Source organism: Methylobacterium sp. WL12 (genome assembly GCF_008039475.1).
In the GTDB taxonomy this organism is placed as follows: Bacteria; Pseudomonadota; Alphaproteobacteria; order Rhizobiales; family Beijerinckiaceae; genus Methylobacterium; species Methylobacterium cerastii.
In genome coordinates, this window is sequence record NZ_VRUW01000131.1 from 1 (window position 1) to 9,373 (window position 9,373).

Annotated in this window: 6 protein-coding genes and 1 tRNA gene; 4 read left to right on the forward strand and 3 right to left on the reverse strand. The window is 65.8% G+C overall.

The annotated features are described in order from the left end of the window. Window positions 1-92 precede the first annotated feature (92 nt). Together FV226_RS25890 and FV226_RS25895 are read left to right on the forward strand one after the other, a co-directional pair. Window positions 93-167 (forward strand) — tRNA-Gln (locus FV226_RS25890). 113 nt (window positions 168-280) lie between these two features. Further along, window positions 281-2,017, forward strand: coding sequence for a site-specific integrase (locus FV226_RS25895; RefSeq protein ID WP_147765180.1), 1,737 nt, complete (start codon window positions 281-283; stop codon window positions 2,015-2,017). A gap of 811 nt (window positions 2,018-2,828) precedes the next feature. Here the strand turns inward: FV226_RS25895 and FV226_RS25900 are convergent. Then, complete coding sequence (locus FV226_RS25900; RefSeq protein ID WP_147765181.1) at window positions 2,829-4,172, reverse strand: hypothetical protein; 1,344 nt, start codon at window positions 4,170-4,172, stop codon at window positions 2,829-2,831. Between the two features lie 77 nt (window positions 4,173-4,249). Continuing rightward, window positions 4,250-4,819 carry a hypothetical protein gene (locus FV226_RS25905; protein ID WP_147765182.1) on the reverse strand — a complete coding sequence of 190 codons (570 nt, stop codon included), beginning with the start codon at window positions 4,817-4,819 and terminating at the stop codon, window positions 4,250-4,252. A gap of 623 nt (window positions 4,820-5,442) precedes the next feature. Between FV226_RS25905 and FV226_RS25910 the strand changes: the two genes are divergently transcribed. Further along, the gene (locus tag FV226_RS25910; protein WP_147765183.1) at window positions 5,443-6,624 is read left to right on the forward strand and encodes a Shedu immune nuclease family protein; all 1,182 of its coding nucleotides are present in this window, start codon (window positions 5,443-5,445) and stop codon (window positions 6,622-6,624) included. Between the two features lie 272 nt (window positions 6,625-6,896). On the opposite strand, the gene FV226_RS25915 is transcribed toward FV226_RS25910, so the two are convergent. Beyond that, a complete protein-coding gene (locus tag FV226_RS25915; RefSeq protein ID WP_147765184.1) occupies window positions 6,897-7,952 on the reverse strand; it encodes a hypothetical protein in 1,056 nt (351 codons plus the stop codon). A gap of 341 nt (window positions 7,953-8,293) precedes the next feature. On the opposite strand from FV226_RS25915, the gene FV226_RS25920 reads away from it, so the two are divergent. Then, window positions 8,294-9,373: hypothetical protein (locus tag FV226_RS25920; protein ID WP_147765185.1), on the forward strand; the 1,080-nt coding region annotated here is incomplete at its 3' end.

Below are 9,373 nucleotides of genomic sequence, written 5' to 3' on the forward strand. Positions count from 1 at the left end.
CCGCCCATCGCGCCCTGCTCCACCGACCGCCGCCGCCTACGCAAACCAGTTGCCTGTCCGCGCATCCGCGTCTAGACAGCGCCGTCCTCTGGTGGGGCGTCGCCAAGTGGTAAGGCAGCGGTTTTTGGTACCGCCATTCCCAGGTTCGAATCCTGGCGCCCCAGCCAAAGCTCTCCCAAGTCCCTGTCAGGCCCCCGCTTTCCCGTGAACCGCCCCGCGGTTCGGGCCTGTTGCTACAAACCGCTGCTACAAAGTCCGCCCCCGGGCGGCCGGGGACAGCGTGGGTGAGATCGGGCATGTCGTCCTTCGGGGCCGGACCTTTCATTTTCGGAGGGTCGTCCCGGCGCACCTTCGCCTCCTCATCGGACGCCGCGAATTCCTGCGCTCGCTCGGCACGTCCGATCCGAGGACTGCCCGCCTGCGCGCGGCTCAGCTATACCTCGCCTCCGAGCGCATCCTCACCGCGCCGGTGGCCGACCCGATGTTCACGCCCGACGATCTCGCCCGCCTGGTCCAAGACTTCTATGCGACCATTCTCGAACAGGAGAACAGGCACCGGCTCACCGGCAGGCCCATGACCGCGGAGATGTGCGAGCGGCGCGGCGCCTACTACGACCGCCTCGCCCGCGACACCCGGGAGTCCCTGCGCTGCAACAGGCTCGACGATGCCAGGCTCGTCACCCTGAGCCTCCTCAGCAAACGCAAGATCCCGCTCGACGATCTTCAGCCGGCGGACTTCGCCCAGGCGAAGCAGGCGATGCTTCGGGCCGGCATCAACGTCGCCGAGGCGCTCAAGGCCCGGTACGCGGGCGACTTCAACTACGAACCCACGGACAAGCTCCTGACGGCGAAGCTCGCGGAGTTGCAGCCCGTGCAGGCGCCGGCCGAGACGACCCCGGCCCCGGAGCCGGCCTTCACCGGTCCCCTCATGTCGGAGGTCGGCGAGACCTTCCGGCTGAAGCAGGCCGCTCGCAAGGCCTGGGATGCGCAGACCGCGTTCCAGGCCCGGAGCACCTACCGCCTCTTCGTCGACGTGTGCGGGGACAAGCCGCTCCCCGCCTACACCCGCAAGGATGCGGCGCTGTTCCGGGATCGGATCGAACGCCTGCCGAACGACTACGGCAAGTCGCCGGTGTTCAAGAATCTGAGCGTACAGGCGATCATCGACACGTACGCCGCCCTGCCGCCGGCCAGGCAAAAGACCGTCATCAGCCAGCGCACGGTCCAGCGACACTTCTCTGCGCTCTCGGCGCTCTGGGCCACGACCCTCCCCGAGGGCGAGGTCGCCCAGAACATCTTCGAGGGCTTCCGCTTCACCGGCGCGAAGCTCGCGGTCGACCAGCGTGAGATGTGGTCCCGCGATGACCTGAAGCGCCTGTTCGCCACCCCGGTCTGGACCGGGTGCAAGTCGCTGGAGCGGCGCTCGACGGCCGGCTCCCTGATCCTGCGCGACGAGGCCTTCTGGCTTCCCCTCATCGCGGTGTTCTCCGGTCTCCGCCAGGAGGAGATCTGTCAGCTCCACGTCGAGGACATCCAGTGCGAGGACGGCATCTGGTTCTTCGACATCAACAAGCGGTCCCCGCGCATGCTGAAGAACCAGGCCGCCGTGCGCCGGGTGCCGATCCACCCCGAACTCGTTCGTCTGGGCCTTCTCCTGCGCGTCGAGGAGCAGCGCCGCGCCCAGAACGCCCGGCTGTTCCCCGACCTCAAACCCGGTGGGGCGGATAATCGGCTCGGTCACGCCTTCACCAAGCGCTTCACCTACTATCGGGGCCAAGTGAAGTTGCGCCGGCCCGGCCTCGACTTCCACTCGTTCCGGCATACGGCCACGACCCTACTGCATCAGGCCGGCGTCGCCGATAGCGTGAAGGATCATCTGACGGGCCACACCACGGCCGGCGAGACCGCCCGGTACACGAAGGGCTCGACGCTCAAGCAGCTCGCCGAGGGAATCGCACGCATCGACATCGGGGTGGATCTGACGGACCTCCACGTCGCCGGACCGACCGCCCCCTGATCGGCACGAAGTCTGAAGGCCAGGGATCCCTCTACCCCTGGCTCCCGAATGCCCGCTCCGCCGATGAGGAAGCGGAGCAGATGCCGCCATATCCGGGCACGTCGGAACTCTTCGTTTCTCCCTCCAGCGGGCCTCGCTGTTCGGGATGCGATGACGATTCGACGGGCATAGCCAGCCCATGACGGGCTCCGAGCCTCCACCGCCGAGAAGGCGGGGCGGGGATCGCCGGATCGCAAAGACCGAAGGGCATCGGCAGCAAGCGGAGGCAACGGGTTCCAACCCGGCGCATCCGCAGGATGGAGGAAAGGGTCGCCCCTGACCTCTTGGACGACCTCGCCCAGTACGGATCGGGTGATGCGGGGTCCGTCCGCGCTGGCCGCCTCCGGGCGGGAAGCGGTGCGTAAAGGCCGACAGCCCAACCCCGGCCTGCCTGTCAAAAGGTTGCACCCCCGATCTGACGGCTGACGACGGCGTGGCTCCGGGGTTCGTGAACCCCGATCCCTCCCGGATCGGTCGGGCTTCGCCGCCGCACCGGCGAAGCCTTGCTCCGCAAGACGGCCTCCTCAAGCATCCACCAGGGTTCGAGAGTGGCAGAGAACGGGGATCAGTCGAGCAGACCGAACGACCATCTCTATCGAGATGGTCCGCCGCAACGGGCGAGCGGGCCCGGGGCCAGGCGGCAGAACGCAGGGCCAGACACCGCCCCCTCCATGCCCCTGCAGACGCAGCACTTTCCGGACAGGGGCACCCCTCCCGTTTCCGGTTTGAATGCCCCCGATAGCCAATTCGTCCGCATCTGCCGGTGTCCGGGTCAGACGCCGAACACCTCCGTCAGGCACCGCCGGGGCTTCGTCCAGTCGAGACCGAGCCGGGCGAGCCCCTCCCGCGCCGACTTTCCGCCCCAGAGCTGCAACCCGCGGCCCTGGGTGTACCACCACCCGGTCCAGGGCCGCGCCCACTCGTAGGGATGTCGCTTCATCAGCGCCGCTCGGCGCTCCTCGCGCACCTGCCGGATAACGGCCAACCAGTCCTCTTGCCGCAGCGGTCCCACTTCGTCCTCGGCATCCCGCAGGGCCGAGCGGGCATCTTCATCGTTTTCGTTCACCGAGAGCATCCGAGCCCGATAGGCGTCCTCGTCAAGCCGCGCCGCATGCTCCGCCAGTTCCCAGCCGAAGCCGGGGTGATCGAGGCGCAGGGTCCGCCACGCCTTGTCCGTAAAGGGTGACAGCAGGGGCATCCCAGCCTTCGTTAGGCGCTGCCGGGCCCGGTACCCGATCCCCTGCGTCGTCCCCGTCCGGCGAAGATATGGAATCACGCCAGCCGGCCGGTCCTGCCACTTTTCCTTCAGCCCGAGCAGCAGGTAGAGCGGGGTCAGCTGCCCCGTCTCCATGTCCCGGTCCGTGACGGTCGGGTCCAGCCCCTTCGTCATGTACATGACCCGGTCGTACTGCCAGAGCGCCTTCGTCGTCGGCGTGCGCGTCCCCTTCACCACGATGTCCACCGCCGCAGGCGTGGCGACGCGGCAATGCCGCCAGAAGAACGACTTCTTCCCGTCCCGGGCCCAGCGGACGAACCGGGCCTTCACCCGCACGTCGACCGTCGCCAGCACATGGGTGTGCCGGCCCCGTTCCTGGCTATGCTCGTGCACGTAGATCGCGTGGAACGGGTAGCCCCATCGCTCCATCTGCCCGCCCGCCTCCTGCAGGAAGTCGGTCAGGAGCTTCGTCTCGGCGTCCGGCTCGTCGAGGCCCAGCGTCTGGTAGGCGATGGTGATGAAGGCGTTGCAGGTGAGCCCGTACACCTGGCCGAGGCAGGCGGCGGCGTCGTACACCCCCTGGACCTCACCCCGCGTCAGGAACCGGGCCGCCCGGGCCTCCTCCACCCAGTCGAGCTCCGCCTCCCGCAGGGTCTCGGCCACGGTCTCCGCGTCCTGCAGGGTGTGGTGGAGGTAGTCCTCCAGCGTATGGCCGAGGATCGCCCGGTTCAGAGCGGCCTCAGGCCCCAACCCAGCGGACGGCGCGAAGGCGATCTTTCCATCCTCGTCCTCCTCCAGCATGGCGAATTCCCGACGCCAGCGGGCCCGGTCCTCGGGATCGGCGATGGAGGCAAGGAAGGCGTAGCGGTCGGGTTCGTTCGTCTCGTAGCGTATGGACATCGTGATTTCCCTGAACATCAGCATTGGTCTGGGACCGGCGCACGCAGCGCCAGCCCGCTTTCATCGATCGGTGCGTATCAGCGCGACGGAGCCGGCTCGGCAAAAGGAGCCGGCAGTCGCGCACCCCGATTCATCGATCGCGCCCCGGCCTCAGGTGCCGACGGCATCACCACACGATGATCCGCATCAGGGTCCGGCTCAGTCGACGCAGCTTCCATCGCAGGAGAGACTGCCGGGACCTTCATCTCAGGTGCCGGAGCCTCAGCGCCTGACGGCACGCCGACCTCCTCTGCGCCGACAGCCTCGGCATCCGTCTCCGTCGCCGCAGAGGCCGTCATCTCGTTGGCCAGCATCTCGAACAGGTTCCCCCTGGTTTCCCGACGCACCGCCTCTGGGATAGGCTTCACGGCGGGCTTCCGCTGGGGCCGCGGGGTCGGCTTCTTCACCGGATCTAGCAGCCGCTTCAGAGCGACGCCCAGCTCGCCCGCCTCGGGGCACTGCACCGACCGGATCAGGGCACGGGTGCGTTCATCCGTCAGGTCGAGCTCGGACCACGTCAGCGCCTGCGCCCGGTCCAGAGGCGAGGCCAGCACTTCGATCTCGGCAATCTGCAAGTTCAGCAGGACCGGCCGCGCCTGTCCCTTCATCAGGGGGAGGCCTGCGTTCAGGACAGGGATATGTTCGACCGCCGTTGAGCCGGCTGGATTTGGCTCGTTACCCCACGAAGCGGCAGCGACCGAGCGCGCCGAAGTAATGTCGTAAGGGGAAATATAATTAGGAAAGTTTGTCATCGGTGACCTCTGCCTAGGTGATGCAGAGCGCCGTCCCGGACCGGGGGTGGACACGAGATACAGTCCCTGCCCACCTATATAGGCTTTTTCGGCCTCCCCCCTCACATCAGGAGGCACCTCTTCTTGAAAAACTTGAGCATGCATGCGCCTACGGCAAGCGAAGATCGAAATTCGCTCACTTGTATCAGACTCAATGTCCGGAGCGCATCACTCGATCGTTGGGGCTTAGAGCTTTGCGATTGAAGCCGCACCGGTCGTAGACCGCTTCGATACTGGCTTATAATCCTATTTGACGGGAGATCGGGAGGTGTTCCGTTAGCACTGCGCTATCCATCGCGGCGAGGGTCAGCGATCGCGAATAAATCCTAGTTCTGTAAAGCTCAGCGCACAGAAACGTTCGATCCTACGATGAAGTAGGTCGGAACCGAGACTGTTCCTCGGCTACAAGACCCGAGACGTTCTCGCATACGGAGGGCAGCGTGGGAGACGACGGTCAGTACTTCGCGGCGAAGCAGCCGGACCGCCTCTATGTGAGCAAGAGGTTCGGCAACGTCAACGACACCCGCATCATCAGCGAAATCGTCCAGGGAACACACGACGACCATTTCGCCTCCCTCAAGGACGAGGCTATCATTCGGCGGACGGCTGCTAAGCGCTTCGAGATCAAGGCAACGCTGACGGAGGATGATCGAGCTATCAAGACGTTGACTCTGCAGCAATGGAGCGTCGATGACGGGCATCCCTACGACAAGACTCACTTTTCCTTCACGGGCGCTGACATCACACGCCTTCTCGACTTCGTTGAGCGGATCAAGACCGTCCATCTCGATGGACCGGAGAAGCGGGTTATTCGTCACCGCGACCTGATGCAGGTCAGCCTGACGCCGGAGCAAGCTAGACGCCTGGTCTCAGCACGCAAAGACCTCGTGATTGACGTCGCCACTCATGAAGTCACGCAGCAGGACATCATCGCTCTAGCTTACCGGAAGCAGGAACTGTCCCTTTTCGAGAGGTTGCTTGGGGATCAGGCATTCTTCGCGGAAGAGAAGGCAAGGACGGGCAAGCGGGACGAGGCTCTTTGGCAGACGTTTTTCGAGCGAAACCCCTGGATCTTCGGCCATGGCCTCGCGTACGCCTTCATGACGGGTCTCGACGATAGAAAGCTCGAACAGGTGGTCGCCGGTTTTGACGTGGCCGGTCCGGGCAAGAGAGCGGATGGTCTCCTCAAGACTCATGCGCATCTGAGCTCGCTCGCCTTCGTAGAAGTGAAGCGACACGACACGCCGCTGGTCCGTCCATCCCCCTATCGTCCTGGCGTCTGGTCGGCCTCAGAGGAGCTGGCAGGTGGCGTCGCGCAATCGCACGAGACCGTGCGGTCCGCCGGCGAGAAGCTCGGCGAGCGCCTGCGCCCCGTCGACTCTCTGGGCGATCCAACCGGCGAAGACCTTTTCAACGTCCAGCCGCGCGCCTTCCTCGTCGTCGGTCAACTCTCCGAGTTCCGGACGAATGCCGGACCGAACATCCAGAAGTTCAGATGCTTCGAGGCGTTCCGGCGGAATCTGCACCAGCCCGAGATTCTGACCTTCGACGAGCTTCTCCATCGTGCTCGGTTCATCGTGGACGCGCAGTCGGCATCCGCGGCGGCAAGCGGCATGGCTTAATGGCACAGTCGGAAACGACGGTGGCTTCATTCCAAGTTGATGTCCGTTCGTAGCGATCGAGGAAAGGCACGGACGCCCCGGACACCACTGCTGCAACGCTCCGTGTGGCAATCGAAAATGATCTGCGGGTTAATGATGGGGGAATACATGCGGCCAGCCCTTATCCACAGCGGACAACGCGCCGACACTCTCACCATTGTCCGGTTCGCTGCGCGCTCCTCTCGCTGATAGCCCCGAATTTCCAGCGACCGTCCGATTCGGCAATCCGCCGATCAGCGCATGCGAGAAAGCATCCCTCGGGCCAGCACCCTCATCAGGTCTGGGCCGTGCACACAGGCCACCTGCAGGCGGTATTTCGTCTGCAGGTCCGTGAGACGTTGGGTCAGGTCCTCGCTTGGCCCGGCGGACGTCGAGGCCAGTATGACGGAGACGAGGATCCCGCCCTGCCGGCCGCCATCGAGGCGTGCCGTGATCGCCTGCTCGATTTGATCGGCGACGTAGCCGGGGATCTCGCCGACGTAGTCCTTCAGCTGCACCGCCACGATCCACGGTGCGTCGGGCAGGAACGGGTTGGGTATGTGAATCTCGATGTCGGCGCCCTGCTCGCCGGCTCCTCCGGTGTGGATGACGTCGACATCCCGCAGCAGGGGTACCAGGGCTGATTTCAGGACCGGCTCCCACTCTGCCGACTTCAGGACTGCCCGGAGCGGCTCGGTGATCGCGGCGGTGAGCCCAGCGAGGCTCGTCTCAACGGCGCCGGCCGTTGCCCGCTGGGCCCGCTCCAGATGGTTCGTTGCCCGCATCACGCCGTCGACCTGCCCGCCTGCCGCGATGGCGGCAAGGATCCCCTCCAGGCACTCCCGATGCTCGTCGAGATTCCAGAGGCGGGATCGACAGCTCAGCGATCGGCGCAAGGGCGCCGATACCAATTCGGAAGTGTAGGCAACACCCGCCTTCGTCAGGTTCTCGACCTGACGGACGTGGCCGAGATCACCAACGGCCGTCGGGATGTCGTAGGTGTAGGGGCCCGCAACGCGGCACAGCGAGAAGCTGCCATCTCCGGGCACATTGGGTATGAGGACGATATCGTCGACTTGGAACGAGGCGCTGGGTGGTGTCGCCACGCCACCGGACATGCGCCAGTGGCCCCAGGCCCACTTCTCGTCGTCGGTCAGCCCAGCGTACCCGATCGCCGGGTCGGCATGACGATCCCTGATCAGCCGGAGATCCTGCTCCGGCAAGTAGCCCCAGCCCTGCCGCAGCCGTCCTGCCAAAAGCTCGCTGAGGATGAAGCGGCGGTGGCTCTCGCTGTCCCGCGAGGTCCGCATCGCCCAGTACCGTCTCGGCATCTCGCCCCCCAATGGTCGATGCCCGGATGTCGGGTAAGACCTGATTCGAAGCTTGGCACAGAACGATCTGGGTGTGAGCGAACTTTCATCTGGGAACGGGGTGGTCAGATTCCTTTATACAGAAGGGAGACGAGAGCTTCCCCTCCGCCACCTACCCTCCGCCACGACCCTGACTGTCCGAGCCCAAACCCAGCCGCCGGTCTGCCGTCCCGGCCCCGTCCCGACGCTCGGCGCACCAGCGAGAATTAAGCCCTCCGTCCAGCAACTTCCGCTGCCCATCCCTGAAGCTCCAGCTGCCACCTTCCGCAGCGTGAGGCTTCATGAACCGGACGATCCCCTGCCAACCCAGCGACTTCGACACCCCGGCTGATCCGTTTAAGCTGGATCGGGCCCCCCTCATTCCCGAGGCGCTTCTCCGCCAGCACGCCTGCTTCATCCCCGGCGACACCCGGTACCGCGCCGCCTCCAGGCTCCGGCAGGCCCTCCTGCGGCAGGATCTCAGTCTGGAACCAGGCCTTCATAGACCAGGCGGCACCAGCGCCCTGCCTCCCAATCCGCTCGGGTCCATGCTGACCCCGGCCGACGCGGCCCGCGGGCTCAACTTCATCAGTCCGGAGGTCTACGCCTTTACCCGCCGCTCGCTCTCCCTGCGCGAGGAAGGCGCCTGCGTGAACGTTGATCGGCTCTTCCGCAACATGCTCTCCTCCGAGCCCCTATTGCACAACGCCTTCGTACCCCTCGCACTCGACCTCGATCTCGCCAGCCGGGTGTTCAGCCGCTTGCTGCCCGACTTCGTCCACGGGGTCACGAGCATGCGGTTTGAAACATCGCCCTCCCGAGACCGGGCCGATCCGCGCTACCTTGGCGACGGCACGGCCTTCGACGTAGCTATCACCGTCATCACGCCCGACGGCGAGCCGGCGACGCTATTCGTCGAGATGAAGTACACCGAGGCCTGCCAGGGTCCCCCGGCCCGGCGCCGCGCCCGCTACGACGAGGCCAGCCGGGAGGCGGCCCTTCATCGCGACCCCGACGCCCCTACGCTGCGCACCGTCATGTTGGAGCAGTTCTGGCGGCTGCATCTCCTGGCGGACCTCACTGTTCGGCACGGGCACACCTCGCGGGCGCACATCCTCGTTTTCTACCCGCGCCTCAACAGGCACGTGCGCACCGCCACCCGGCTCTACGCCGCCGAGCTGAAGTCCCCGGCGGCGGAGCGCACCGGCTATTCGGCCTTGGCTTTCGAGACCTTCGTCGAGGCGCTCCACGCGGCGGGCGCCGAGCCGCAAGCTCGCTACCTCCACTACCGCTACCTCGATCTGAAGCCGGTTCTCGACCTCGTCCTGGGCGAGGGCGCGATGGCCGCATCCGTGGCCCCCATTCTAGCACTGCCCTCCCCC